The following is a 24,921-nucleotide window of genomic DNA, read 5'->3' as shown; positions in this document are numbered from 1 at the left end:
ATTGGTTGCGGGGGCCGGATTTGAACCGACGACCTTCGGGTTATGAGCCCGACGAGCTACCAGGCTGCTCCACCCCGCGTCCGTGGATGCGCACTATACTCGGATAGGTTTGTGATGCAACCCCTTTTTCACATTTATCATGATTTTGTATGCAAATTGAACGACATGGCGTTGTTTGGACTACTTTTTGCGCAAAATTTGCCAAAGGGCATGCGATCGCATTTCATTAGCCCTGGCGGTTTGTTATCTTCATCACGCGGAAATGGGCAACTTAAAGACGAGATATAATGAAAGGACGTTGGGCGAAGTATCTGATGGCGGGCGCAATGGTAGCGATTCTTGCGGCCTGTTCTTCCAAACCGACCGATCGCGGTCAACAGTATAAAGACGGGAAGTTATCCCAGCCTTTCTCTTTAGTTAATCAGCCTGATGCGGTCGGCGCACCGATTAATGCCGGTGATTTCTCCGAGCAGGTCTACCAGATCCGCAACGCGTCGCCGCGTCTGTATGGCACCCAGAGTAGCGTGTATAACGCGGTCCAGGACTGGCTGAAAGCAGGCGGCGATACGCGCAACATGCGCCAGTTTGGTATCGACGCCTGGCAGATGGAAGGGGCCGATAACTACGGCAACGTTCAGTTTACCGGCTATTACACCCCGGTTATCCAGGCACGACACTCGCGTCAGGGCGAGTTCCAGTATCCTATCTACCGTATGCCGCCAAAACGCGGTCGTCTGCCGTCTCGCGCTGAGATCTACGCCGGTGCGCTGAGCGAAAACTACGTTCTGGCCTACAGCAACTCCCTGATGGATAACTTCATCATGGACGTTCAGGGCAGCGGCTACATTGATTTTGGCGACGGTTCACCGCTTAACTTCTTTAGCTATTCCGGTAAAAACGGCCACGCCTATCGCAGTATTGGCAAGGTGCTGATCGACCGTGGCGAAGTGAAGAAAGAAGACATGTCGATGCAGGCGATCCGCGAGTGGGGCGAGAAACACAGCGAAGCCGAGGTGCGTGAGCTGCTGGAGCAGAACCCGTCGTTCGTCTTCTTCAAACCGCAAAACTTCGCCCCGGTGAAAGGGGCGAGTGCCGTTCCGCTGATTGGCCGCGCGTCGGTAGCATCGGATCGCTCGATTATTCCTGCAGGTACCACGCTGCTGGCTGAAGTTCCTCTGCTGGACAACAACGGCAAGTTCAACGGCCAGTATGAGCTGCGTCTGATGGTGGCGCTGGACGTCGGCGGGGCGATCAAAGGCCAGCACTTCGATATCTATCAGGGCATTGGCCCTGACGCTGGCCACCGCGCGGGCTGGTATAACCACTACGGACGCGTGTGGGTACTGAAGGCGGCGCCGGGCGCTGGAAACGTATTCAGCGGCTGATTGTGGTATTCTGAGCGCAATACGGATTACTGTTCAGGGTGAGGAAAACCTCACCCTTTTTACATCTGAGGTTTTATGTCTGTGGTAATCAGCGACGCCTGGCGCCAGCGTTTTGGCGGGACGGCACGTTTATATGGTGAAAAAGCCCTGCAGCTGTTTGCGGATGCGCATGTCTGCGTCGTGGGCATTGGTGGTGTGGGATCGTGGGCGGCAGAAGCGCTGGCGAGAACCGGTATTGGCGCAATCACGCTGATTGATATGGATGACGTGTGCGTCACCAACACCAACCGTCAAATCCACGCTCTGCGTGATAACGTCGGCCTGGCGAAGTCTGAGGTCATGGCGGAGCGCATCCGTTTGATCAACCCGGAGTGCCGCGTGACGGTGATCGACGACTTTGTGACGGCAGATAACGTCGCGGAGTATATGAGTAAAGGCTACAGCTATGTGATTGACGCCATCGACAGCGTGCGGCCAAAAGCCGCGCTGATCGCATACTGCCGCCGCTACAAGGTGCCGCTGGTCACGACGGGCGGCGCGGGCGGGCAAATCGATCCGACGCAGATCCAGGTGGCCGATCTGGCGAAAACGATCCAAGATCCGCTGGCTGCCAAGCTGCGTGAGCGCCTGAAGAGCGACTTTAACGTGGTGAAGAACAGCAAAGGCAAGCTGGGCGTCGACTGCGTGTTCTCGACCGAAGCGCTGGTCTACCCGCAGGCGGACGGTTCCGTGTGTGCGATGAAAAGCACGGCGGAAGGGCCAAAGAGAATGGATTGTGCCTCAGGCTTTGGCGCGGCCACCATGGTGACCGCCTCCTTCGGCTTTGTGGCGGTGTCTCACGCCCTTAAGAAAATGATGGCGAAGGCGGAACGTCAGGCCTGAGCCTGACGTGCGGCATCCAGTACCGCGTCGCTGAGCGCGATCAACCCCTGACCGCGCGAGGCGCTGAGCTGCGCGCGCAGCCCAAGCTCATCAAATAACGCCAGCGGCGAATGTGCCAGCAGTTCCGCCGCGCTTTTCCCTTCCACAGCGGTCAACAATACGGCCAACAGGCCCCGGACAATGCGGCCTTCGCTGTCGCCGAAGAAGTGCAGCTTCTCGCCGGAGACGGTCACGCCCAGCCAGACGCGGTTTTCACAGCCTGCGATCTCTTTCGCCTGCGCTTTGAGATCGTCTGAAAGCGCAGGAAGCTGTTTACCCAGCAGGATCAGCTGACGATATTTATCTTCCCACTGTTGGAGCGGGGCGAAGGTCTGTTTTAAGGTCTCTTCTGTGATGACCGTGCCAAACGGATGTCCGGCTAAAGCAGCGCTAGTCATTAATCCACCAGTATTTCAAGGGCGCGGTCAACGGCGGCAACCAGCGCGTCGACATCGCTTTGGGTATTATACGGCGCAAACGAGGCGCGCAGCGTACCGTTAACGCCGAGCGCCGCCAGCAGCGGCTGGGCGCAGTGCTGTCCGGCACGCAGGGCAATGCCATATCCGGCCAGCAGCGTCACCATGTCGCTATGATGAACGCCCGCAAAATCAAAGGCGAGCAGGCTGGAGTCCTGAACGCGGAACGAGCGGAAACCCGGGCGCTTTTTGAGTTCTTCCTCTGCCAGCGTCGCCAGTCCCCGGCTCCAGCTTTCAGCCTGGACAATGTCGGTTTCTGCCAGCCACTCTAGCGCCGCGCTTAAGCCAATCACCCCCGCCACGTTCGGCGTACCGGCTTCCAGACGATAGGGAACATCCTGAGTTTTGAAGCCATCGAACGACACTTCGGTAATCATTTTGCCGCCACCGAGCCACGGCGTCATTTTTGCCAGCAGATCTGGCTTGCCATATAACGCCCCTATACCGGTTGGCCCGTAGAGCTTATGTCCTGAGAAGGCATAGAAGTCGATATCAAGCGCCTGCACATCAGCGGGGAAGTGCACCACGCCCTGCGCGCCGTCGACCATTACCACCATCCCGCTGGCATGGGCTATGCGAATGGCCTGAGCCAGGTCCGGGCAGCCTCCCGTGACGTTCGACATCTGTCCGAGCGCCAGAATACGGCTGCGGGAGGTAATCAGCTCGGGGAGACGGGTCACATCGGGCAGAAGGTCTGCACCCAGTGGAAGCTTCACCACGCGTGCACCCGTTTGCTCGGCCACCATCAGCCACGGCACCAGGTTGGCGTGATGTTCCGCCTCGCTAACGACGATCTCATCGCCCGGCTGAAGCAGCGGGCGCGCGTAGCACTGGGCCACCATGTTGATGGCCTCGGTCGTACCGCGCGTCCAGACGATGTTTTTCCCGCTTTCGGCATTGATCAGGTGTGCGACCTGATCGCGTGCCGCTTCATAGCGCGCGGTTAAATGCTGCGCTTCGGCAAACTGGCTGCGATGCACGTTCCCGGCGCTCAGGCTGTAGAACTGCTGCGTGGCCTCAATCACCGCCTGTGGCTTAAGGGCGGTGGCGGCGCTGTCCAGATAAATACCGGCATCGGCCAGGGCCGGAAACTGTGCGCGGAACTGCGCAGGGCTGAAAGCGTTCATGGGATTCCTCATTTCAATATAGCGATCGTCGCGCAATTTCAGCGGCAGGGCAAGGAGGTTGATATCTATCAGAATTGTCTGCTTATCCTGATGACCCTAAAAAAGCAGGTTATGCTAAATAGTGTTAGGCGGATGTTTTAGCCTGTTATAAATCGAGGTTTGAATAGCATTAATTGCTAAAGGAGAATAATCATGAATAAGACAGCTGCAATCATTTCTGCCTGTGCGTTTACTTTTGCCCTGAGCGCGTGTTCCGGTAACAACTACGTGATGCACACCAACGATGGTCGTTCTATCGTATCGGAAGGGAAACCGACTACTGATAACGATACCGGGATGATTTCATACAAAGATGCTAACGGGAACAAGCAGCAGATCAACCGCACGGACGTGAAAGAGATGAAAGAGATCGAGCATTAACAGATCGCAGGCGAAAAAAAAGCACCGCAAATTGGCGGTGCTACATTAATCACTATGGACAGACAGGGTAAATGTACAGGAAGTGAAAAATTGGTAGCGTTGCTACCGTGGTCTGAATCGCAGACCAATTGCAAACACAACAACACAACATCACAACCGTAAGCCAAAAGCCCTTCAGAACACGCATTCCGAAAAAAGCTCTTCGTTCCGGCTCAGGAAGTGCCGCCACTATAGGTATTTGCTGGTAGTTCCTCAACGGACAAATTATAATGGCTCAGATAAAAAAAACTAATAGGTTAAACGTTGTTTCCTGTTTGTTAAAATCCGTTAACATCTAAGCCAGATAACCATGTCAAAGCGATTGCCACCCCTCAATGCATTACGTGTTTTTGATGCAGCAGCACGTCACCTGAGCTTCACCCGCGCAGCCGATGAGCTTTTTGTGACACAGGCCGCAGTAAGTCATCAAATCAAGTCTCTGGAGGATTTTCTGGGCCTTAAGCTGTTTCGTCGACGCAACCGTTCGTTGCTGTTGACCGAAGAGGGGCAGAGCTATTTTCAGGATATTAAAGAGATTTTTTCACAGCTTACGGAAGCCACGCGTAAGCTGCAGGCTCGCAGTGCAAAAGGTGCCCTGACCGTTAGTTTATTGCCCAGTTTTGCCATTCAATGGCTGGTGCCAAGACTTTCAAGCTTTAACTCAGCTTATCCGGGGATCGACGTTCGAATCCAGGCCGTAGATCGTCAGGAAGATAAGCTGGCGGATGACGTGGACGTTGCCATTTTTTATGGTCGCGGTAACTGGCCGGGCTTGCGTGTTGAGAAATTATACGCAGAATATCTCCTGCCGGTCTGCTCTCCCCTGCTGTTAACAGGTGAAAAGGCGCTGAAGTCACCCGCTGACCTGGCTCAGCATACGCTTTTGCATGATGCCTCTCGACGCGACTGGCAAACTTATACCCGTCAATTAGGTCTTACTCATATAAACGTGCAGCAGGGACCCATCTTTAGCCACAGTGCGATGGTGTTACAGGCTGCCATTCACGGGCAGGGCGTGGCCTTGGCGAACAACGTCATGGCGCAGTCCGAAATTGAGGCAGGCCGCCTGGTTTGCCCTTTTAATGATGTACTGGTCAGCAAGAATGCGTTTTATCTGGTTTGTCATGACAGTCAGGCAGAACTGGGTAAAATAGCCGCCTTCCGGCAGTGGATACTGGCGAAAGCGGCAACCGAGCAAGAAAAATTCCGCTTCAGGTATGAACAATAACGTTTGTGTGCCGGGCACGCATCAATTCAGGACTTAAACATGACCAGCCGATTCATGCTGATTTTTGCCGCGGTGAGTGGCTTTATTTTTGTTGCACTGGGCGCCTTTGGCGCACATGTCTTAAGCAAATCTTTAGGCGCAGTAGAGATGGGCTGGATCCAGACCGGCCTTGAATATCAGGCGTTCCATACGCTGGCTATTTTTGGGCTGGCAGTGGCGATGCAGCGCCGTATCAGTATCTGGTTTTACTGGAGCAGCGTGTTCATGGCGCTGGGTACCGTGTTGTTCAGCGGTAGCCTGTACTGCCTTGCGCTCTCACATCTGCGCCTGTGGGCGTTCGTTACACCTGTCGGCGGCTTCAGCTTCCTGGCGGGTTGGGTATTAATGTTTATCGGAGCTATCCGTCTGAAACGCAAGGGCGTTGTTCATGAATAAGGTTGTTTTATATTGTCGCCCGGGGTTTGAGAAAGAGTGCGCCGCGGAAATTACCGATAAAGCGGCGAAGCGCGAAGTCTTCGGCTTTGCCCGCGTAAAAGAGAACGCGGGCTATGTGGTATTTGAATGCTATCAGCCTGAAGACGCAGACAAGCTGGCACGCGAGCTGCCGTTCAGCTCGCTGATCTTTGCTCGCCAGATGTTTGTTGCGGGTGAGCTGCTGAAGGATCTTCCGCCGGAAGACCGCATCACGCCAATTGTCGGCATGCTGCAGGGCGTGGTGGAGAAGGGCGGCGATCTGCGCGTTGAAGTGGCGGATACCAACGAAAGTAAAGAGCTGATGAAGTTCTGCCGTAAGTTCACCGTGCCGCTGCGTGCGGCGCTGCGTGATGCGGGCGTGCTGACGAACTACGAAACGCCGAAGCGTCCGGTGGTGCATATCTTCTTTATCGCACCGGGCTGCTGCTATACAGGCTATTCATACACTACCAACAACTCTCCCTTCTTTATGGGCATCCCGCGTTTGCGCTTCCCGTCTGATGCGCCAAGTCGTTCCACGCTCAAGCTGGAAGAGGCGTTCCACGTCTTTATTCCGGCGGATGAGTGGGATGAGCGTCTGGCAAACGGCATGTACGCCGTTGACCTTGGCGCGTGCCCGGGCGGCTGGACCTATCAGCTGGTGAAACGCAATATGTGGGTATCGTCCGTTGATAACGGTCCAATGGCGCAAAGCCTGATGGACACCGGGCAGGTCACGTGGCTGCGTGAAGATGGTTTCCGCTATCGCCCGAACCGTAACAACATCTCGTGGATGGTGTGCGATATGGTTGAGAAGCCGGCAAAAGTCGCCGCGCTGATGGCCTCCTGGCTGGTGAACGGCTGGTGTCGTGAGACCATTTTCAACCTCAAGCTGCCGATGAAAAAGCGCTATGAGGAAGTGTCGCAGAACCTGGCGTACATTCAGGAGCAGATGGACGAACACGGTATTAACGTGGAGATCCAGGCGCGTCAGCTGTATCACGACCGCGAAGAGGTGACGGTGCATATTCGTCGCTGGTGGGCCGCGGTCGGCGGACGTCGCGACGAGCGATAGTGCGTGCTTTGTTTTGCCCGGTGGCGCTGCGCTTACCGGGCCTACAAACCCGTGTCGTCGTTTTAACGTTCTAACCGCAACTGCTGTAAATTCCCGTCCAGCTGTAAATCCGTCTGGAGCGTTGCGATTTCCCGGCAGATAAACGCCATCTCTTTATGCGCCTCCAGCTTTTTGCGCCACTTTTCTGGCACCTCATCCAGACGGGCGTAAATTCCTTCCAGACTCTGAAAATCGGTCAGCAGCTGTGCGGCGCTCTTCGGCCCAATCCCGGCCACACCCGGAACTTTAGAACTGCTGATGCCTGCCAGCCCCCAGTAGTCCGGCAGTTGCTCAGGCGATACGCCAAACTCGCTGGCAATAAACGGCGCGTCCAGCCAGCGTTTTTGAAAATAGTCGCGAATGCGGATAGTGGGGGAGAGCAGCTGGCAGTAGCCTTTGTCCGTTGAAACGATCGTGGCCTGATGCCCGGCACTCGCCACCTTTACGGCCAGGGTGGCCGCGAGATCGTCGGCTTCATTTCCCTGTGCCCCCCAGCAGGGGACGCCCCGCTGTTCAAATGCGGCGCGCAGCATGGGCAATTCGGCGTGAAGATCGTCCGGCATCGGTGCGCGTCCGGCTTTGTAGTCGGGCAGACGCTGGTGCCGCCAGCCCGTATTGCGGGCTTCGTCATCAAATACCGCGACCGCATGGGTGGGTTCACTGTGGCGGATAAGCTGTTCCAGCGCGTGCAGACAGGTGTCTTTACAAGGCGTCCCCTGCACCGCATGGATACGGCGAATCAGGTTAAGTGCATCGACGATAAGTAAATGAACGGCCACAGATAATCTCCCTTCTATCTAATGCAGGAAGGGTAACACTGTCAGCAGCATGAAACTATGAATGGTGGGGAAAACAGGAAGAAGCCTCGCAAAACGAGGCTTCCTGAGAGGCTTAATCGCAGGTCACGATCTTCATCGCCAGGCCGCCGCGAGAGGTTTCGCGGTATTTGGCGTTCATATCTTTACCCGTTTCGTACATGGTTTCGATAACCTTATCGAGACAGACGCGCGGCTCGCTGGTGCGGCGCAGCGCCATACGTGCCGCGTTCACCGCCTTCACGGAGGCAATCGCGTTACGTTCGATGCACGGCACCTGTACCTGCCCGGCAACCGGGTCACAGGTCAGTCCCAGGTTATGTTCCATGCCGATTTCTGCAGCAATGCACACCTGGGTCGGGCTTGCACCCAACAGTTCGGCCAGACCCGCCGCCGCCATGGAGCACGCCACGCCGACTTCACCCTGACAGCCCACTTCCGCACCGGAAATGGACGCGTTCATCTTATACAGCGAACCAATCGCACTGGCGACCAGCAGGTAGCGTGCCAGTGAGTTGGCGTTTACTTCACGGATAAACTTGTCGTAGTACGCCAGCACCGCCGGAACGATACCGCAGGCACCGTTAGTCGGCGCGGTGACCACACGGCCCCCTGCGGCGTTCTCTTCGTTCACCGCCAGGGCGAACATGTTGATCCAGTCAACGACGGCCATTGGGTCCGTTGTCGTTTTGTCAGTGCTCACCAGCATACGGCGCAGCGCTGCAGCACGACGCGGCACGCGAAGCTTGCCAGGCAGAACGCCTTCGGTGGTGATCCCGCGCTCAATACCGCCGCGCATCACGTCCCAGACGTTGGTGAAGTGCTGTTCGAGTTCTTCTTTGCTGTGAAGTGCCAGCTCGTTTTTCATCATCAGGCCGGAGAGGGAAAGGCCCGTCTCCTGGCAGTGACGCTGAAGATCCGCCGCCGTTTTGTACGGATACGGCACCTCGACAGAAGCGTTATCGGTTTGACCAAAGTGGTCTTCGTCGACGATAAAACCTCCGCCGATAGAGTAATACGTCTGGCTGTATACCGCTTTGTCGCCGGCCAGTGCGGTAATGCGCATGCCGTTTTCGTGCAGCGACAGGTTGTCCGCATGGAAATTCATGCAGTGGTCAACCGGGAATTCAACCTCATGCTCACCGTTCGCCAGCAGCAGGCGACCGTGGGTATTCACATCCTGGATGAAGCCAGGGATCGCATCAATATCAACGGTATCCGGCAGGTTTCCCGCCAGGCCCATGATAATGGCGATATCGGTATGGTGGCCTTTCCCGGTCAGGGAAAGCGAGCCGTATACATCGACAACCACGCGTGTAACGTCATGCAAGATGCCGCGTGCAATCAAGTCATCCGTGAACTGCTTACCGGCTTTCATTGGTCCGACGGTGTGAGAGCTGGAAGGACCAATACCGATTTTGAAAATATCGAATACGCTAATCATGATGCGTCCATTGCTTTCAGTCAGAGAGGGAGGAGTGCGCCGTCCGAAGACGGCGCGGGTGATAATCAGAACATGGTGTACAGGGAGTAGAAGATCGCAGAGATTGCGATAAGACCCATGATAACCACAAAGACGTTGCTCACATGACCGCTGTACTTGCGCATAGCAGGGACTTTCTGAATCGCGTACATCGGCATCAGGAACAGAATCATCGCGATGACCGGGCCGCCCAGGGTTTCAATCATGCCCAGGATGCTTGGGTTCAGCGTTGCTACCGCCCAGGTGGTGAGCAGCATGAACAGTGCAGTGATTTTGTTCAGCTTGTTGATTTCAATGCTCTTGCCTTTACCGCGCAGAGATTTAATCACCATACCGTTGAAGCCTTCACGTGCGCCGAGGTAGTGGCCCAGGAAGGATTTGGTGATGGCGATAATCGCGATGATAGGTGCCATCCACGCAATGACAGGTGCGTTAAAGTGGTTTGCCAGGTAAGACAGAATAGAGATGTTCTGCTCTTTCGCTGCCGCCAGGTCCGCCGGGGAGAGGCTCAGTACGCAGCTGAAGACGAAGAACATAACGGTCAGTACCATCATGATGTGAGCGCGTGCCAGGATGCTGGAGCACTTCTTCTCTGCACCATTACCGTACTCTTCACGTTTCGCAACAGCGAAAGAGGAGATGATTGGGGAGTGGTTGAAAGAGAACACCATTACCGGAATCGCCAGCCAGAGTGTCATCAGCAGGCCGTTACCGGTTGCCGATGCGCTGCTCAGGGACAGGGTTTCCAGCGCTGCACCGTTCCACTGTGGGATCAGGTAGCAAGCCAGCACCATCAGAGCAATAACGAACGGGAAGACCAGTACGCTCATTGCTTTCACAATCATCTGCTCACCGAAGCGCACGATGGTCATCATGCCCACAATCAGGATCAGAGACAGAATCGCACGCGGCGGCGGCGTCATGTGCAGCTGGTGCATCATGAAGCTTTCAACGGTGTTAGTGATCGCCACGCTGTAGACCAGCAGAATAGGGTAAATCGCGAAGAAGTAGAGCAGGGTAATCAATTTACCTGCGCCAACGCCGAAATGCTCTTCAACCACTTCAGTGATGTCTTCGCCCGGGTTTTTACCGGACAGCACGAAGCGGGTCAGACCGCGGTGTGCAAAGAAGGTCATCGGGAAAGCAATGATAGCCATAATGATCAGCGGGATCAGACCGCCGACGCCTGCGTTGATAGGAAGGAACAGTACACCAGCGCCGATTGCTGTGCCGTAAAGGCCAAGCATCCACATGGTATCCGTTTTGCGCCAACCACTTCGGGATTCAATCGAAGCAACGGTGCTGGTTTGAGTGGTTTCCATCTGTATCTCCTGGAGGAAGCGAATTGTCAGGTTTTTAGTCAAATCCGATGAAAAAGTGCCTGACGGTAATATGAAATTCGTTCAGTGACGGTTTTTTAATAATTTTTGCCCGTAACTATTGGCGGGCGGAAAGATACATTCTAGTTATGAATCTATCAGTGATCGTGATCCCAAATGCAATAATCCACTTATGATGTGGGCATCTTTAGACCATTTATCTGTTAAAAAAACATCAAAGAGAATTTACGGGCGCGAAGGCTACCACCAACGACATGTGCGCTGAAAGACCGCCCCGTGATATAGGTGTCTTTCGCTGTAAAGAAATGGGTTTTTAGTATTTTCTGGCAGGTAATTTGGATTAAGGCTGATAATTTACGGTTGCAAAATGCAGGTAATCGTTTGCGTATGTGACAACTTTGTAAAAGATATAAGTGATGCCTATGAATTACATCAGGAATAAAAAAAGCCGGGACGCGCAACAGGGCGACCCGGCTTTGATGAGATATCGCTAAGCGTCAGGTGCAGATTTCGTAGCAAGGAATATAGGCAGAGCCCGGCAGCTTCATGCGGTGCTGGGCGACAAAGCCCTGCAGCATGTCATCCATGCGGCGCATCATCTCCGGATCGCCGTGGATCTTGTACGGACCGTACTGTTCAATGGCGCGGATGCCCACCTCTTTGACGTTGCCCGCCACAATACCGGAGAAGGCGCGACGCAGATCGGCGGCCAGAACTTCCACCGGCTGATCCGGGTAGAGTTTCAGGTTCGCCATGTTCTCGTGTGAAGGCTCGAACGGGATCTGCAGGTCCGGCGCAATTCGGATTGACCAGTTAAAGCTGTACGCATCACCGGTATCGCGACGGTTTTCTTTCACCAATGGCATTGCTTTCTTCATCTGGCGGGCCACTTCTGCGGCATCGTCGATGATGATGCGATAGTGACGACGCGCGGCTTCACCCAGCGTGTGCACGATAAACTCGTCCAGCACGCGGAAGTAGTCGGCGCTCTCTTTTGGCCCGGTCAGGATCAGCGGCAGAACCTGATCTTTGTTGGCCGGGTTCATCAGAATACCCAGCAGGTAGAGCAGCTCCTCCGCTGTCCCGACGCCGCCCGGGAAGATGATAATGCCGTGGGCGATACGGACAAACGCCTCAAGACGTTTCTCGATATCCGGCATGATAATCAGCTCATTAACCAGCGGGTTAGGTGGCTCAGCGGCGATAATTGACGGCTCGGTCATGCCGATGAAACGTCCCTCTTTATAACGCTGCTGCGCGTGCCCAACCGCCGCACCTTTCATTGGCGCTTCCATCGCACCCGGACCGCAGCCGGTACAGATGTTCAGCTCGCGCAGGCCAAGCTGGGTGCCCACCCGACGGGCATAAAGGTATTCGGTTTCGTTAATGGAGTGACCGCCCCAGCACACGACCATGTTCGGCGCTTCGCCAACGTGCAGGGCACGGGCGTTACGCAAAATGGAGAACACCAGGTTGGTAATATGGACCGAGCTTTCCAGGTCGAGATGCTGGAAACGGCCTGCGTTGTGGATCTGCCCGTTAACAAACAGGATGTCACGCAGCACGGCAAACAGGTTAGCCTGAAGTGAACGAATGATGCGCCCGTCGACAAAGGCCTCTTCCGGCGGGTTGATGACTTCAAGCTTCACGCCACGCTCGCGGCGCAGCACGTTGATATCAAAGCTTTCGAAGCGGGACAGCAGTTCTTTACTGTTATCTGTCAGGCTTCCGGAGTTCAGTACGGCAAGTGAACAGTTACGAAACAGTTGATAAAGATCGCTGCTGGCCGTGCGCTTAAGCATGTCCACTTCCAGCTGCGACAACATATCCATTGAGCCAAGCGGGCTAATATGTGTAATCAAGTGAGCTCCTTACGGGACGATTATCGTCTTTCCCTGTTGATTACAATAGCCCTGGCGCGTGACGTTTCACAACCTAAAGCGCGGAAGATACCGCGCATATTGTGAAAATATTTATATTACTGACGCACCAGCCGTCCCGTCGCCGGCACAAAATCGGTGTTGGTGCGCCACGGGTTAATGTCCAGACCGCCGCGGCGGGTGTAGCGCGCGTAAACGCTCAGCTTCTCCGGCTGACAAAAACGCTGAATATCGCTAAAGATGCGCTCCACGCACTGCTCGTGGAATTCGTTGTGATGGCGGAACGACACCAGGTAGCGCAGCAATTTTTCCCGGTCGATTTTTGGGCCGCGGTACTGGATCTGCACCGAGCCCCAGTCCGGCTGGTGGGTGATCAGGCAGTTGGATTTCAGCAGATGGCTGACCAGCGTCTCTTCGACCACTTTTCCGCTCGCCGCGTTTTCGAGGTAATCGGCGCTGAATTCATAATTCTCCACCTCAATATCCTGATCGTCGATGCAGGTCCCGTTGAAGTGGGCGACAGGCTGCCCTTCCAGCTCGTGCAGGCGATACAGTGAAACGCTTACCTTACCCTGCGCGCAGGCGCTTAAGTCACGTTCCAGGGTGTGCTGAACGTCGTCCCAGCTGTTGAATTTTGTCTGGTTAAAACTGTTGAGATACAGCTTAAAGCTTTTGGACTCGACGAGATTAACGCTGGCGTAATCCAGCTCGACGTGGCCCACCGCCACCTGCGGCAGACCGCGTGCGTTGAGCCAGGAGAGTTCGTACAGCGTCCAGATATCACCGCCGACAAACGGCAATGCGTCCGCATGCAGACCCAAAGGATCGCGATTCAGGCTGCGCGGTACGCCCTGCAGCAGGCTTGCATCGTAGGTATCGCGGTAATCGGTCGATTTACCCAGCGTTAAGCCGGTTAACGCCTGATGATTTTCGTAAGACATGTTTCATAGCCACTTTACAGGTACACTTATGGGCTGAGTTTATCCTGTCTGACAAGAAGAGAGAAATCGGTGGACATCGAAACTGCAAATGCCCTCACTACCTTCACGACCCGCTATTGCGACGCATGGCATGAAAAGCAGGGCTCGTGGCCGCAAAGTGCTGATTTATATGGCGTACCCTCGCCGTGCATTATCTCTTCGCTTGAGGATTACGTTATCTGGCAGCCGAAGCCCAATACCGGCGAGCAAAATGTAAATGCGGTTGAACGGGCAATGGACATTGTGGTACAACCAGCGGTTCATGCGTTTTATACCACGCAGTTCGCAGGGGATATGCCCGCGCGCTTTGCTGATATCACGCTGATGCTGTTGCAGACCTGGAGCGGAGACGATCTGCAGCGTGTTCAGGAAAACCTGATTGGTCATCTGGTCACGCAAAAGCGCCTTAAGCTTTCTCCGACGCTCTTTATTGCTACGCTGGACAGTGAACTGGATGTGTTATCCGTCTGTAACCTGTCAGGTGAAGTGGTTAAAGAGACTATCGGTACCCGCAATCGCGAGACTCTCGCCCCCTCTCTTGCGGATTTCCTCACCCGACTTGAGCCACTTCTGTAATCCATGATGCTATAGCGCGTGTGAGAGATCTCTTACAAGGTTTGTGAGAGATCGCTGGAACATTCAGTATTACCTCATTTAGTTCAGATTAATATTACTCTGTTTTTCAATAGATTACGGGTTTATTGCACCTTTTTTAGGGATTTCTTACGGCTTACACACCCGAAAGGGTGGGTTGTAAGACGAAGCGGAATAGCGGATTCTATCTCCGTCGACAGGATGCCGACACGAGAAACGAACATCAGGATGATGGCGTATCTCACTCAGGACTCGTCAGGATGGCGCTGCAGGAAGGCTTCAGGATGAAGCGAAGTGGATTACGCAGGATGCGTAAGGGACACCTCCAGGAAGGAGAACGAGAGCCGGTCAGGATGGTCGGTGGGTCTGGAAGGCCAGGACGTTTCAGGATGAAACAAACACGTCAGGAAGATGTGTGCAGGATGCATCGGTTTACGGATGACCAGGCCTTCGGGCTTCAGGAAAAGTTGTCACGGATGAGCAGGGAGCACGAATTGTAGCTGGAATGCTGCGGAACGAACCGGGAGCACTGTTTTTACAGTGCTCCCTTTTTTTATTTCTGTCTTCCGCAATGCTATGCTGCGCGCCGTTCACTTTTTCAGTTGAGGTTACTATGACGCAACACGATAGCGTTCGTGCTCAGTTGCACGCCATCGAAGCCCTTTTGCGCCAACATCAGCTGTGGCAGGAGACCGCGCCGCAGCCAGAAGCGTTCGCGAGCACCCAGCCCTTCTGCCTGGATACGCTGGCCCCGTTTGAGTGGCTGCAGTGGGTGTTAATTCCGCGCATGCACGCCCTGCTTGAGGGCGGTCACCCGCTGCCGCAGGCGTTTGCTGTCTCTCCCTACTATGAAATGGCGCTCGAGGCGACGCACCCTGCGCGTGACGTGATGCTGGTCGAACTGGAAAAACTGGATGCCCTGTTTGCCGGTGAAGATGCATGACGCTTGAGATCCTCTATCAGGACGAGTGGCTGGTGGCGGTGAATAAACCGTCAGGCTGGCTGGTGCACCGCAGCTGGCTGGATCGCGACGAGAAAGTGGTGGTGATGCAGACCGTTCGCGACCAGATTGGTCAGCATGTTTTTACCGCCCATCGTCTCGACAGACCGACCTCCGGCGTGCTGCTGATGGGGCTGTCCAGCGAAGCTGGCCGTCTGCTGGCGCAGCAGTTTGAACAGCACCAGATCCAGAAGCGCTACCACGCGATCGTGCGTGGCTGGCTGACCGAGTCCGCCACCCTGGACTACCCGCTGGTGGAGGAGCTGGACAAAATTGCCGATAAATTTGCCCGCGATGACAAAGGTCCGCAGCCTGCGGTGACGGATTATCGCAGCATGGCGACGACGGAAATGCCGGTGGCCACCAGCAAATTTCCGACCACGCGCTACAGCCTGGTTGAGCTTCTGCCCAAAACCGGGCGTAAGCACCAGCTGCGACGCCATCTTGCACATCTGCGCCACCCGATTATTGGCGACAGCAAACACGGTGATTTGCGCCAGAACCGCAGCGCGGCCGAACACTTTGGCTGCCATCGTCTGATGCTGCACGCGAGCGAGCTCAGCATGACGCACCCGTTTACCGGCGAACCGCTGACTATCCGCGCGGGGCTGGACGATGTCTGGATGCAGGCGCTGTCACAGTTTGGCTGGCTGGGACAACTCCCCGAAAATGAAAGGGTTGAGTTTGTATCGGGCAACGTTCAGGATGAACAGTAAACGCATTCATTATGGGAAAATATCATGGCTGAAGTAGGCATTTTTGTCGGCACAATGTACGGCAATTCGCTGCTGGTCGCGGAAGAGGCTGAGGCGATTCTGGTAAGCCTGGGCCATAAAGCCACGGTCTATGAAGACCCGGAGCTGGCAGACTGGGAAAAGTATAAAGACAAATACATTCTGGTGGTGACCTCCACCACCGGGCAGGGCGATCTGCCGGACAGCATCGTGCCGCTGTTCCAGGGCATTAAAGACCAGCTTGGCTATCAGCCGGACGTGCACTACGGCATCATTGCCCTGGGCGACAGCTCTTACGCCAACTTCTGCGGCGGTGGCAAGCAGTTCGATGCGCTCCTGCAGGAGCAGAGTGCCCAGCGCGTCGGCGAGATGCTGCTGATTGATGCGGGTGAGCACCCGGAGCCAGAAAGCGAATCAAACCCATGGGTCGAGCACTGGGCAACGCTGCTTAAATAACCCTGCGCTATACCAATGGTAGGCCGGGTCAGGCGCAGCCGCCACCCGGCAGTACACCCCGCACCAAACGTCATTTCCGTGAACCACCTTCCACTATCCTGGGCTTATGCCATAAACAAGCTCTCATACACCCTTAAATACTGTGTTTCTGCACGGTGAGGTGAAGAGGCACTCCTTCATATACTTTCCTGGTCACGATAAAACGGCTTCAGGCCGTACCAAAACGACAAAACAAATCTCATTCTGATTACCCTACCGGTGCTGTACAGAATGAACCTGGCGAAAGCTATGTTTCAGGAGTGCAACAATGAGTACATTAAGCCACGCGGCGAGCAGCGCTGAAAAGCGCACCAACGCCCGCTACTGGATAGTGGTGATGCTGTTTATCGTCACGTCCTTTAACTATGGTGACCGCGCCACGCTGTCGATTGCCGGTTCGGAAATGGCAAAAGATATCGGCCTTGATCCCGTGGGTATGGGTTACGTTTTCTCCGCATTCTCATGGGCCTACGTCATCGGGCAAATTCCTGGCGGCTGGCTGCTGGACCGTTTTGGATCTAAACGCGTCTATTTCTGGTCCATCTTTATCTGGTCTGCCTTTACCCTGCTGCAGGGCTTCGTCGATATCTTCAGCGGCTTCGGCATTATCGTGGCACTCTTCACGCTGCGCTTCCTGGTGGGCTTAGCGGAAGCGCCTTCCTTCCCGGGCAACAGCCGCATTGTCGCTGCCTGGTTCCCGGCGCAGGAGAGGGGGACGGCGGTGGCGATTTTCAACTCCGCACAGTACTTCGCAACGGTGATCTTCGCGCCAATCATGGGCTGGCTGACCCATGAGGTGGGCTGGTCGCACGTCTTCTTCTTTATGGGTGGGCTTGGGATCGTCATCAGCTTTATCTGGCTGAAAGTGATCCACGAACCCAACCAGCATCCTGGCGTAAACAAAAAGGAGCTGGAGTACATCGCGGAAGGCGGCGCGCTGATCAACATGGATCAGAAATCCTCGACGGCGAAAGTCCCGTTCAGCCAGAAATGGGCGCAGATCAGGCAGCTCGTCGGTTCGCGCATGATGATCGGCATCTATCTGGGCCAGTATTGTATCAACGCCTTAACCTACTTTTTCATCACCTGGTTCCCGGTATATCTGGTTCAGGCCCGTGGTATGTCGATTCTGAAAGCGGGATTCGTCGCCTCGGTCCCGGCAATCTGCGGTTTCGTGGGGGGCGTGCTCGGCGGGGTGATTTCCGACTGGCTGATGCGCCGCACGGGGTCACTGAACATCGCGCGTAAAACGCCTATCGTGCTCGGCATGCTGCTCTCCATGACCATGGTGTTCTGTAACTACGTCAATGCCGAGTGGATGATCATCGGCTTTATGGCGATGGCCTTCTTCGGCAAAGGCATTGGCGCGCTGGGCTGGGCGGTGATGGCGGATACTGCCCCGAAAGAGATCAGCGGCCTGAGCGGCGGTCTGTTCAACATGTTCGGCAACATCTCCGGGATTGTTACGCCCATCGCGATCGGTTACATCGTCGGCACCACCGGATCGTTCAACGGTGCGCTGATCTACGTGGGTGTGCATGCGCTGGTGGCGGTATTGAGTTACCTGGTGCTGGTGGGGGATATCAAACGCGTCGAACTTAAACCTGTTGCGGAGCGTGGCTGATGACAACGCAATCGAGTCCAATCGTCACGGAGATGAAGGTCATCCCGGTGGCCGGGCAGGACAGCATGCTGCTCAATATTGGCGGTGCGCATAACGCCTGGTTTACCCGTAATATCGTCGTACTGAAAGACAGCGCAGGAAATACCGGCGTGGGCGAGGCCCCTGGCGGAGAGGTGATTTACCAGACGCTGGTCAATGCCATTCCGCAGGTCGTGGGCCAGGAAGTGGCCCGTCTGAACAAGGTGGTTCAGCGAGTGCATAAGGGCAATCAGTCGGCAGACTTTGAGACGTTCGGTAAAGGTGCCTGGACGTTTGAACTGCGCGTCAACGCGGTCGCCGCCCTGGAGGCCGCCCTGCTCGATTTACTGGGTAAGGCGCTCAATGTCCCGGTCTGCGAGCTGCTGGGGCCCGGTAAACAGCGCGATGCGGTCACCGTGCTGGGCTATCTGTTCTACGTTGGCGATCGCAATAAAACCGATCTCCCCTATCTGGCCCGAACCGCGGGCGACCACGACTGGTATCAGCTGCGCCATCAGGAAGCGCTCTCCAGCGACGCGGTGGTGCGGCTGGCCGAGGCGGCGCAGGATCGCTACGGCTTTAAGGATTTCAAGCTGAAGGGCGGCGTGCTGCCCGGCGAGCAGGAGATTGACACGGCCCGGGCGCTGAAAAAGCGCTTTCCGGATGCACGGATCACCGTCGATCCCAACGGCGCATGGCTGCTGGATGAAGCGATTAGCCTGTGCAAAGGGCTAGGGGATGTCCTGACCTATGCGGAAGATCCCTGCGGCGCGGAGCAGGGTTTTTCGGGCCGTGAAGTCATGGCTGAGTTCCGTCGCGCCACCGGGCTGCCTGTCGCGACCAATATGATTGCTACCAACTGGCGCGAAATGGGTCACGCGGTGATGCTAAACGCCGTCGACATACCGCTGGCGGATCCGCACTTCTGGACGCTTTCAGGCGCAGTGCGCGTGGCGCAGCTGTGCGACGACTGGGGGCTGACTTGGGGCTGTCACTCGAACAATCACTTTGATATTTCGCTGGCGATGTTTACCCACGTTGGCGCGGCGGCGCCGGGTAACCCGACCGCCATCGACACCCACTGGATTTGGCAGGAAGGGGAAGCCCGCCTGACGAAAAATCCGCTGGAAATCATAGAGGGCAAAATTGCCGTACCGGATGCGCCGGGCCTGGGCGTGGAGATTGACTGGGATCAGATCCATAAAGCCCATGAGGCGTATAAAAAATTGCCGGGCGGCGCGCGTAACGACGCGGGCCCGATGCAGTACCTTATTCCCGGCTGGACATTTGACCGTAAGCGCCCTGTTTTCGGACGTCACTGATAAAAGGATTGAACGATGAGTACTTTTTCTACCCCTGTAGTTACCGCCATGCAGATCGTTCCGGTTGCGGGCCATGACAGCATGTTGATGAACCTGAGCGGCGCGCATGCGCCATTCTTTACCCGCAACATTGTCATTATCAAAGACAATTCCGGCCATACGGGCGTGGGCGAAATTCCGGGCGGGGAGAAGATCCGCCAGACGCTGGAAGATGCCATTCCGCTGGTGGTGGGCAAAACGCTGGGTGAGTACAAAAATGTCCTCAACACTGTGCGCAACACCTTTGCCGATCGCGATGCCGGTGGGCGTGGCCTGCAGACCTTCGATCTGCGCACCACCATTCACGTGGTGACCGGGATTGAATCCGCCCTGTTGGATCTGCTGGGTCAGCATCTGGGCGTCAACGTTGCGTCGCTGCTGGGCGAGGGTCAGCAGCGCAGCGAAGTGGAAATGCTGGGCTATCTGTTCTTTGTTGGCGACCGCAAGCTGACGCCTTTGCCGTACCAGGGCCAGCCGGACGAACAATGCGACTGGTACCGGCTCCGCCACGACGAGGCGATGACTCCGGATGCGGTGGTGCGCCTGGCGGAAGCCGCTTATGAAAAATATGGCTTCAATGATTTCAAACTGAAGGGCGGCGTGCTGGCCGGTGAGGAAGAGGCGGAAGCCGTGACCGCGCTGGCAAAACGCTTCCCGCAGGCGCGCGTGACGCTGGATCCGAACGGCGCATGGTCGCTTAATGAGGCCATTGCGATCGGTAAACAGCTGAAAGGTGTGCTGGCGTATGCGGAAGATCCGTGTGGGGCAGAGCAAGGCTTCTCAGGACGTGAAGTGATGGCGGAATTCCGTCGCGCTACGGGACTGCCGACCGCGACCAATATGATTGCGACCGACTGGCGTCAGATGGGACACACCCTGTCATTGCAGTCTGTTGATATTCCGCTGGCGGACCCGCACTTCTGGACGATGCAGGGGTCGGTGCGCGTGGCGCAGATGTGCCATGAGTTTGGCCTGACCTGGGGCTCGCACTCTAACAACCACTTCGATATCTCTCTGGCGATGTTCACTCACGTCGCCGCCGCCGCGCCGGGGACGATTACCGCTATCGACACCCACTGGATCTGGCAGGAAGGTAACCAGCGTCTGACTAAGCAGCCGTTTGAGATCAAAGGTGGCATGGTGCAGGTGCCTTCCACCCCGGGGCTGGGGGTTGAGCTGGATATGGATCAGGTCATGAAGGCCCATGAGCTGTATCAGAAACACGGTCTGGGCGCGCGCGACGACGCGATGGCGATGCAGTATCTGATCCCGGACTGGACATTCGACAATAAACGCCCGTGCATGGTACGATAAACGCATTGGGACCGCTCCCATGAGCGGTCTTTTACGTGGTGTATGCTTAACGTAACGACTATGCGTAAGGATGGCTTATGAAAATTGTTATCGCACCGGACTCGTATAAGGAAAGTTTGAGTGCGCTTGAGGTTGCGACAGCGATAGAACGTGGTTTTCGCGAGATCTTTCCCGAGGCGGTTTACGTCAAACTGCCGGTCGCGGACGGTGGCGAAGGGACGGTTGAGGCGATGATCGCGGCAACGCAGGGACGCATTGTACATGTTCCGGTAACCGGCCCGCTGGGTGAGCGCGTGGACGGGTTTTATGGCTTATCCGGTGACGAGCAGAGTGCCTTTATTGAAATGGCGGCGGCAAGCGGCCTGGAGCTGGTTGCGCCTTCGCAGCGTAATCCGCTGAAAACCACCTCCTGGGGCACGGGCGAACTGATTCGTCACGCGCTGAATGCGGGCGTTAAGCATATCATCATTGGCATTGGCGGCAGCGCCACCAATGACGGCGGCGCAGGGATGGTGCAGGCGCTGGGCGCTAGATTGCTCGACGCCAGCGAACAGCCTCTTGGGCAAGGCGGGGGCGAGCTGGGAAAACTCGCGCGTATCGACCTGAGCGGGCTGGACAGACGTCTGGCAGAATGCCGGATAGAAGTCGCCTGTGATGTGACGAATCCGCTTACCGGAAAGGATGGCGCGTCAGCCGTATTTGGCCCGCAAAAGGGGGCCACTCCCGAGATGATCGTTACCCTAGACAACGCGCTGGCGCACTATGCGAGCGTGATTGCCCGGGATCTGGATATCGATGTGCTAAACCTTGCTGGAGGAGGCGCGGCGGGTGGCATGGGGGCCGCGCTGTACGCCTTTTGCGGCGCGCAGCTGCGCCAGGGCATCGAGATCGTGACCGATGCGCTACACCTGGCCGATCAGGTAGCCGATGCGGATCTGGTGATCACGGGAGAAGGTCGCATCGACAGCCAGACGATCCACGGCAAAGTCCCGGTGGGCGTGGCGAAAGTGGCAAAACGCTTTAACAAACCCGTCATCGGCATTGCAGGCAGCCTGACGGCGGACGTTGGTGTGGTTCACGATCACGGCATTGATGCGGTGTTTAGCGTGATCTACACCATCTGCTCGCTGGAAGATGCGCTGGAAAATGCCGGCGAGAACGTCAGGATGGCCGCAAGGAATATCGCGGCGGTGCTGAAAGTCGGGCAGGGGATGTAGTTCTCCCTCTCCCCGTGGGAGAGGGGCGGGGTGAGGGCATCAGGCCGCACCCGCACCCGCAATCGTAGGTCCGGTAAGGCGAAGCCGCCACCGGGCTTCTACCTCAGCTCCCCAACACCTTCATCGCTTCCCGCGTCACGTTATCCATTTCATCCAGCAGCTCCAGGAACTCCGGTTCAAGCTCCGATTCCGGCGTACCGGCACGCAGCTGCTGCTCCAGCAGCTGGCAGAGGTTTTTCAGCCGCGGTACGCCGCTGTACCCGCAGCTACCGTGCAGCTTGTGGATTGCTTCCAGCAGATCTTCCGGGTTTTCACCCACCAGCTGCTCTTCCACCTTATTGCGAATTTCCGGCAGAAACGCGACCAGCATTTGCAGCATTTCGCGGGCCAGATCGGGTTTACCTGCCGCCTGGCGCAGAGCAAGCTGCCAGTCAAGGGTCGCGTTCTGGTTGACGGTTATTTCAACCGGCTCGCTGGATACCGTATACGTCCCGCCAATATGACCCGGCTTATAGCGTAACAGCAGGTTATGAAGTTTCTCTTCATCGATTGGCTTCGCCAGATAGTCATTCATTCCGGCGCTCAGCAGCTTCTCTTTTTGACCGGCCATTGCGTGTGCGGTGACTGCAATGACTGGCGTTTGTTGCTGATGCGGCAGCTGGTGGATCAGCTCGCAGGCCCGAATGCCATCCATGCCCGGCATCTGAATATCCATCAGGATTAAATCGAACTGCATCTGCTTAGCCTGTTCAACCGCCTGCGCGCCGCTGGTGCACAGCTCAACGTGCTGAACCTGGTCTTCAAGCAATGCGCCAATGAGCTTCAGGTTGGCCGGATTATCATCCACCGCCATGACGCTCATCGGCAATTTTTGCTCATCGTCAATCATCGGGAGGGCATGCTGGCTGAGACGGCAATACTCCGTGAGCGCGGGCAGCAGGCGGGTCGCGGTGAGCGGTTTCAGCAGACACGCGGCGGCCCCGTCATTTTTCAACTCTTCTGCATTGAGCTGCGCGTGGCAAGGCAGCGCCAGCAGCAGGTAGTCGGTCATCGACGCGGCTTTCGCCAGTCGCTCCTGCTGCATGGTCAGCTCGCCGGTGAAGGTGACCGGGATCCCCATCAGCAGGATGTCGTAATGCTCAACGGCCAGAGCGGAGAAGGTTGGGCTGTAGACCACCTCCAGCGGCGTGGTGCTTAAAATGTCGAGCGCGCACTGTGCTGCCGCCGCGTTAGGTTCGACGTAGGCCAGACGCTTGCCTTTCAGGCAGTCCGTCACCGGGCCATCGGTCAATACGTTTGGATTGAGGTCCAGATTAATGTGGAACCAGAAGGTTGAACCGCGATTTGGCTGGCTGTGGAAAGAGATATCGCCGCCCATCTCGTTCACCAGACGCTGGGTGATCACCAGCCCCAGACCGGTGCCGCCATGACGGCGGGAGATACTGGCATCCGCCTGACGGAACGCCTGGAACAGACGCGACTGGTCGCGCTCCGGAATCCCGATGCCGGTATCGCGGATCTGGACTTCAATCTGCACCTTATTGCTGCTGATCGAGCGTTTTTCTACCAGAATGTCGATGTTACCGCTTTCGGTGAATTTAATGGCATTCCCGACAAGGTTAGTAATGACCTGCTGCAGACGCAGCGGATCGCCAATGACGTTATCCGGCACGTCGTTTTTAATGTTGAGCGTCAGCTCAAGGCCTTTGTCGTGCGACGAGTGCGCGAGCAGCGTCACCACCTCATCGAGCGTACTGCGCAGCGGGAACGGAATACTTTCCAGGATAAGTTTGCCCGCTTCCAGCTTGGAGAAGTCCAGCACGTCGTTGATGATCGCCAGCAGGTTGTTGGCCGAGCGCTCAATGGTGTGCAGGTGATCGCGCTGAGTCGGGTTGAGCTCGCTTTTCAGGGTCAGGCGGGTGAAGCCGATCACGCCATTGAGCGGCGTACGCAGCTCGTGCGACATATTGGCCAGGAATTCCGACTTAATACGTGCCGCTTCCTGAGCGCGCTTTTTCGCCAGATCCAGCTCAACGTTCTGGATCTCCATCTGCTCCAGCGTTTCGCGCAGGTCGGACGTCGCCTGGTCAACGTTGTGCTGCATCTCTTCGTGGTACGCCGCCAGCGACATCGCCATCGAGTTGATGCCGTTCTTCAGCATATCCAGCTCGCCCAGCATAAACCCTTCCACCCGGCTGTCGAGCTGCCCCCGGCGGATGCGGTCAACCGTGTTAACCATGTTACGGATGGGGCCCGTCACGTCGCGCATCAGGCGCCAGCCGAAGATCAGCGCAATGCCGATGCAGAACAGCATCATCACGCCAGAGATGAAGATTTCTTTGTACTGCTGTAGCCGGACCGACTTGAGATCCAGCTCCAGCGCCACATATCCCAGCATATTATTGCTGGATTTGGCGTCAGATTGCGCAGACTCATCGGGTGAATAGCTTTCCGACATGATCGGCGTGCGCAGGATCATGATATCGCCGCGCCGCAATACGGTGAGGTGGCGCGGGAACGGCGTACCGTCCGGGATCTTCAGGGCCGCCGGATCGAGATGAAAATTCGAGGTGACAAACAGGCGGTTATGTTCGTCGTAAACGGAAATGGCGCGTACGATGTCCGAGTGGCGCCGGTGGAGTACGCTGATTAACTGCCCAATGGATTCGCGGTTTTGCAGGTTCATGCCGTACTCGCTGGAAACGGCAAGCGGTTCGATAATGCTGGCGCCTGCATCCTCCAGCTGTCGCTGCAAATCGTTATAGCGGTGCACCACAAAGAAGATACTCAGCAGCAAACCGATGAGAACGGTGGGGGCGAGGATCAAAATCATCATGCGCGCGCGCAGGCTGTAGTTGGTCATGGCGTTCCGTTATGGGACAATTAAGATAATTATGTTTATG

The 24,921-nt window shown here is 56.2% G+C and carries 22 protein-coding genes and 1 tRNA gene; 14 read left to right on the top strand and 9 right to left on the bottom strand.

The genetic code is table 11. From position 1 onward, the window contains the following. Positions 1-2 precede the first annotated feature (2 nt). Positions 3-79, bottom strand: a tRNA-Met gene (locus BM007_RS09905). 208 nt (positions 80-287) lie between these two features. On the opposite strand from BM007_RS09905, the gene mltA reads away from it, so the two are divergent. Both mltA and tcdA read left to right on the top strand, forming a co-directional pair. After that, the gene (gene mltA, locus BM007_RS09900; protein ID WP_023309035.1) at positions 288-1,385 is read left to right on the top strand and encodes a murein transglycosylase A; all 1,098 of its coding nucleotides are present in this window, start codon (positions 288-290) and stop codon (positions 1,383-1,385) included. A 75-nt stretch (positions 1,386-1,460) separates the two neighbouring features. Beyond that, positions 1,461-2,267, top strand: a complete 807-nt coding sequence (tcdA, locus tag BM007_RS09895; protein WP_006811804.1) for a tRNA cyclic N6-threonylcarbamoyladenosine(37) synthase TcdA — start codon at positions 1,461-1,463, stop codon at positions 2,265-2,267. Here the strand turns inward: tcdA and csdE are convergent. Together csdE and csdA are read right to left on the bottom strand one after the other, a co-directional pair. Next, the gene (csdE, locus tag BM007_RS09890; RefSeq protein WP_090418500.1) at positions 2,258-2,704 is read right to left on the bottom strand and encodes a cysteine desulfurase sulfur acceptor subunit CsdE; all 447 of its coding nucleotides are present in this window, start codon (positions 2,702-2,704) and stop codon (positions 2,258-2,260) included. The genes tcdA and csdE overlap by 10 nt on opposite strands. After that, positions 2,704-3,909: a cysteine desulfurase CsdA gene (gene csdA, locus BM007_RS09885; protein ID WP_090418497.1), complete on the bottom strand. Its 1,206-nt coding sequence runs from the start codon at positions 3,907-3,909 to the stop codon at positions 2,704-2,706. Before csdA ends, csdE begins: the two co-directional genes overlap by 1 nt. Positions 3,910-4,101: 192 nt before the next feature. On the opposite strand from csdA, the gene BM007_RS09880 reads away from it, so the two are divergent. The 4 genes from BM007_RS09880 (at position 4,102) to rlmM (ending at position 7,124) form a co-directional block, all read left to right on the top strand. Further along, a complete protein-coding gene (locus BM007_RS09880; RefSeq protein ID WP_008499648.1) occupies positions 4,102-4,329 on the top strand; it encodes a YgdI/YgdR family lipoprotein in 228 nt (75 codons plus the stop codon). 349 nt (positions 4,330-4,678) lie between these two features. Further along, a complete protein-coding gene (gcvA, locus tag BM007_RS09875) occupies positions 4,679-5,596 on the top strand; it encodes a glycine cleavage system transcriptional regulator GcvA (protein ID WP_024909282.1) in 918 nt (305 codons plus the stop codon). 39 nt (positions 5,597-5,635) lie between these two features. Next, on the top strand, positions 5,636-6,031 hold the full coding sequence (locus BM007_RS09870) for a DUF423 domain-containing protein (RefSeq protein WP_023309031.1): 396 nt from the start codon (positions 5,636-5,638) through the stop codon (positions 6,029-6,031). Continuing rightward, on the top strand, positions 6,024-7,124 hold the full coding sequence (gene rlmM, locus BM007_RS09865; protein WP_023309030.1) for a 23S rRNA (cytidine(2498)-2'-O)-methyltransferase RlmM: 1,101 nt from the start codon (positions 6,024-6,026) through the stop codon (positions 7,122-7,124). Before BM007_RS09870 ends, rlmM begins: the two co-directional genes overlap by 8 nt. Positions 7,125-7,186: 62 nt before the next feature. Here the strand turns inward: rlmM and xni are convergent, their stop codons facing one another. The 5 genes from xni to queF all read right to left on the bottom strand — a co-directional run bounded on the left by xni (position 7,187) and on the right by queF (position 13,622). Next, entirely contained in the window at positions 7,187-7,942 is a 756-nt protein-coding gene (gene xni, locus BM007_RS09860; RefSeq protein WP_021241892.1) for a flap endonuclease Xni, read from the bottom strand. Between the two features lie 112 nt (positions 7,943-8,054). Then, positions 8,055-9,422: an L-serine ammonia-lyase II gene (sdaB, locus tag BM007_RS09855; RefSeq protein WP_032648113.1), complete on the bottom strand. Its 1,368-nt coding sequence runs from the start codon at positions 9,420-9,422 to the stop codon at positions 8,055-8,057. A gap of 65 nt (positions 9,423-9,487) precedes the next feature. Next, positions 9,488-10,783: an HAAAP family serine/threonine permease gene (locus BM007_RS09850; protein ID WP_024909280.1), complete on the bottom strand. Its 1,296-nt coding sequence runs from the start codon at positions 10,781-10,783 to the stop codon at positions 9,488-9,490. Positions 10,784-11,298: 515 nt separating this feature from the next. Continuing rightward, a complete protein-coding gene (gene ppnN, locus BM007_RS09845; RefSeq protein ID WP_008499641.1) occupies positions 11,299-12,663 on the bottom strand; it encodes a nucleotide 5'-monophosphate nucleosidase PpnN in 1,365 nt (454 codons plus the stop codon). Between the two features lie 116 nt (positions 12,664-12,779). Next, positions 12,780-13,622, bottom strand: coding sequence for an NADPH-dependent 7-cyano-7-deazaguanine reductase QueF (queF, locus tag BM007_RS09840; RefSeq protein ID WP_021241894.1), 843 nt, complete (start codon positions 13,620-13,622; stop codon positions 12,780-12,782). 69 nt (positions 13,623-13,691) lie between these two features. Here queF and syd point away from each other — a divergent pair, with 69 nt between their 5' ends. The 8 genes from syd to BM007_RS09790 all read left to right on the top strand — a co-directional run bounded on the left by syd (position 13,692) and on the right by BM007_RS09790 (position 22,018). Then, positions 13,692-14,237, top strand: coding sequence for a SecY-interacting protein (gene syd / locus BM007_RS09835; protein WP_061714532.1), 546 nt, complete (start codon positions 13,692-13,694; stop codon positions 14,235-14,237). Positions 14,238-14,868: 631 nt separating this feature from the next. Next, positions 14,869-15,198, top strand: coding sequence for a YqcC family protein (locus tag BM007_RS09825; RefSeq protein WP_023309024.1), 330 nt, complete (start codon positions 14,869-14,871; stop codon positions 15,196-15,198). Next, a complete protein-coding gene (gene truC / locus BM007_RS09820) occupies positions 15,195-15,971 on the top strand; it encodes a tRNA pseudouridine(65) synthase TruC (protein ID WP_061714533.1) in 777 nt (258 codons plus the stop codon). Before BM007_RS09825 ends, truC begins: the two co-directional genes overlap by 4 nt. A gap of 24 nt (positions 15,972-15,995) precedes the next feature. Continuing rightward, positions 15,996-16,445, top strand: coding sequence for a flavodoxin (locus tag BM007_RS09815; RefSeq protein ID WP_090418494.1), 450 nt, complete (start codon positions 15,996-15,998; stop codon positions 16,443-16,445). Positions 16,446-16,752: 307 nt separating this feature from the next. Further along, a complete protein-coding gene (gudP, locus tag BM007_RS09805; RefSeq protein ID WP_090418491.1) occupies positions 16,753-18,108 on the top strand; it encodes a galactarate/glucarate/glycerate transporter GudP in 1,356 nt (451 codons plus the stop codon). Continuing rightward, complete coding sequence (locus BM007_RS09800) at positions 18,108-19,448, top strand: enolase C-terminal domain-like protein (RefSeq protein ID WP_061714534.1); 1,341 nt, start codon at positions 18,108-18,110, stop codon at positions 19,446-19,448. The genes gudP and BM007_RS09800 overlap by 1 nt, the downstream gene beginning before the upstream one ends. Positions 19,449-19,463: 15 nt before the next feature. Beyond that, positions 19,464-20,801, top strand: coding sequence for a glucarate dehydratase (gene gudD / locus BM007_RS09795; RefSeq protein ID WP_032648104.1), 1,338 nt, complete (start codon positions 19,464-19,466; stop codon positions 20,799-20,801). Between the two features lie 77 nt (positions 20,802-20,878). Next, the gene (locus BM007_RS09790; protein ID WP_048990140.1) at positions 20,879-22,018 is read left to right on the top strand and encodes a glycerate kinase; all 1,140 of its coding nucleotides are present in this window, start codon (positions 20,879-20,881) and stop codon (positions 22,016-22,018) included. Positions 22,019-22,121: 103 nt separating this feature from the next. On the opposite strand, the gene barA is transcribed toward BM007_RS09790, so the two are convergent. Further along, positions 22,122-24,881: a two-component sensor histidine kinase BarA gene (barA, locus tag BM007_RS09785; RefSeq protein ID WP_048990142.1), complete on the bottom strand. Its 2,760-nt coding sequence runs from the start codon at positions 24,879-24,881 to the stop codon at positions 22,122-22,124. Between the last annotated feature and the right edge of the window lie 40 nt (positions 24,882-24,921).

Source organism: Enterobacter sp. NFIX59, assembly GCF_900113755.1.
GTDB lineage: Bacteria > Pseudomonadota > Gammaproteobacteria > Enterobacterales > Enterobacteriaceae > Enterobacter > Enterobacter pseudoroggenkampii.
Note: the sequence above shows the minus strand (reverse complement) of the source record. Positions and strands in the feature narration are given on the sequence as shown.

Bases quoted from the DNA above. Each gene is read 5' to 3' on its own strand.
- mltA (WP_023309035.1), top strand. From the start codon at position 288: ATGAAAGGACGTTGGGCGAAGTATCTGATGGCGGGCGCAATGGTAGCG.
- tcdA (WP_006811804.1), top strand. From the start codon at position 1,461: ATGTCTGTGGTAATCAGCGACGCCTGGCGCCAGCGTTTTGGCGGGACG.
- csdE (WP_090418500.1), bottom strand. From the start codon at position 2,704: ATGACTAGCGCTGCTTTAGCCGGACATCCGTTTGGCACGGTCATCACA.
- csdA (WP_090418497.1), bottom strand. From the start codon at position 3,909: ATGAACGCTTTCAGCCCTGCGCAGTTCCGCGCACAGTTTCCGGCCCTG.
- BM007_RS09880 (WP_008499648.1), top strand. From the start codon at position 4,102: ATGAATAAGACAGCTGCAATCATTTCTGCCTGTGCGTTTACTTTTGCC.
- gcvA (WP_024909282.1), top strand. From the start codon at position 4,679: ATGTCAAAGCGATTGCCACCCCTCAATGCATTACGTGTTTTTGATGCA.
- BM007_RS09870 (WP_023309031.1), top strand. From the start codon at position 5,636: ATGACCAGCCGATTCATGCTGATTTTTGCCGCGGTGAGTGGCTTTATT.
- rlmM (WP_023309030.1), top strand. From the start codon at position 6,024: ATGAATAAGGTTGTTTTATATTGTCGCCCGGGGTTTGAGAAAGAGTGC.
- sdaB (WP_032648113.1), bottom strand. From the start codon at position 9,422: ATGATTAGCGTATTCGATATTTTCAAAATCGGTATTGGTCCTTCCAGC.
- BM007_RS09850 (WP_024909280.1), bottom strand. From the start codon at position 10,783: ATGGAAACCACTCAAACCAGCACCGTTGCTTCGATTGAATCCCGAAGT.
- queF (WP_021241894.1), bottom strand. From the start codon at position 13,622: ATGTCTTACGAAAATCATCAGGCGTTAACCGGCTTAACGCTGGGTAAA.
- BM007_RS09825 (WP_023309024.1), top strand. From the start codon at position 14,869: ATGACGCAACACGATAGCGTTCGTGCTCAGTTGCACGCCATCGAAGCC.
- truC (WP_061714533.1), top strand. From the start codon at position 15,195: ATGACGCTTGAGATCCTCTATCAGGACGAGTGGCTGGTGGCGGTGAAT.
- BM007_RS09815 (WP_090418494.1), top strand. From the start codon at position 15,996: ATGGCTGAAGTAGGCATTTTTGTCGGCACAATGTACGGCAATTCGCTG.
- gudP (WP_090418491.1), top strand. From the start codon at position 16,753: ATGAGTACATTAAGCCACGCGGCGAGCAGCGCTGAAAAGCGCACCAAC.
- BM007_RS09800 (WP_061714534.1), top strand. From the start codon at position 18,108: ATGACAACGCAATCGAGTCCAATCGTCACGGAGATGAAGGTCATCCCG.
- gudD (WP_032648104.1), top strand. From the start codon at position 19,464: ATGAGTACTTTTTCTACCCCTGTAGTTACCGCCATGCAGATCGTTCCG.
- BM007_RS09790 (WP_048990140.1), top strand. From the start codon at position 20,879: ATGAAAATTGTTATCGCACCGGACTCGTATAAGGAAAGTTTGAGTGCG.
- barA (WP_048990142.1), bottom strand. From the start codon at position 24,881: ATGACCAACTACAGCCTGCGCGCGCGCATGATGATTTTGATCCTCGCC.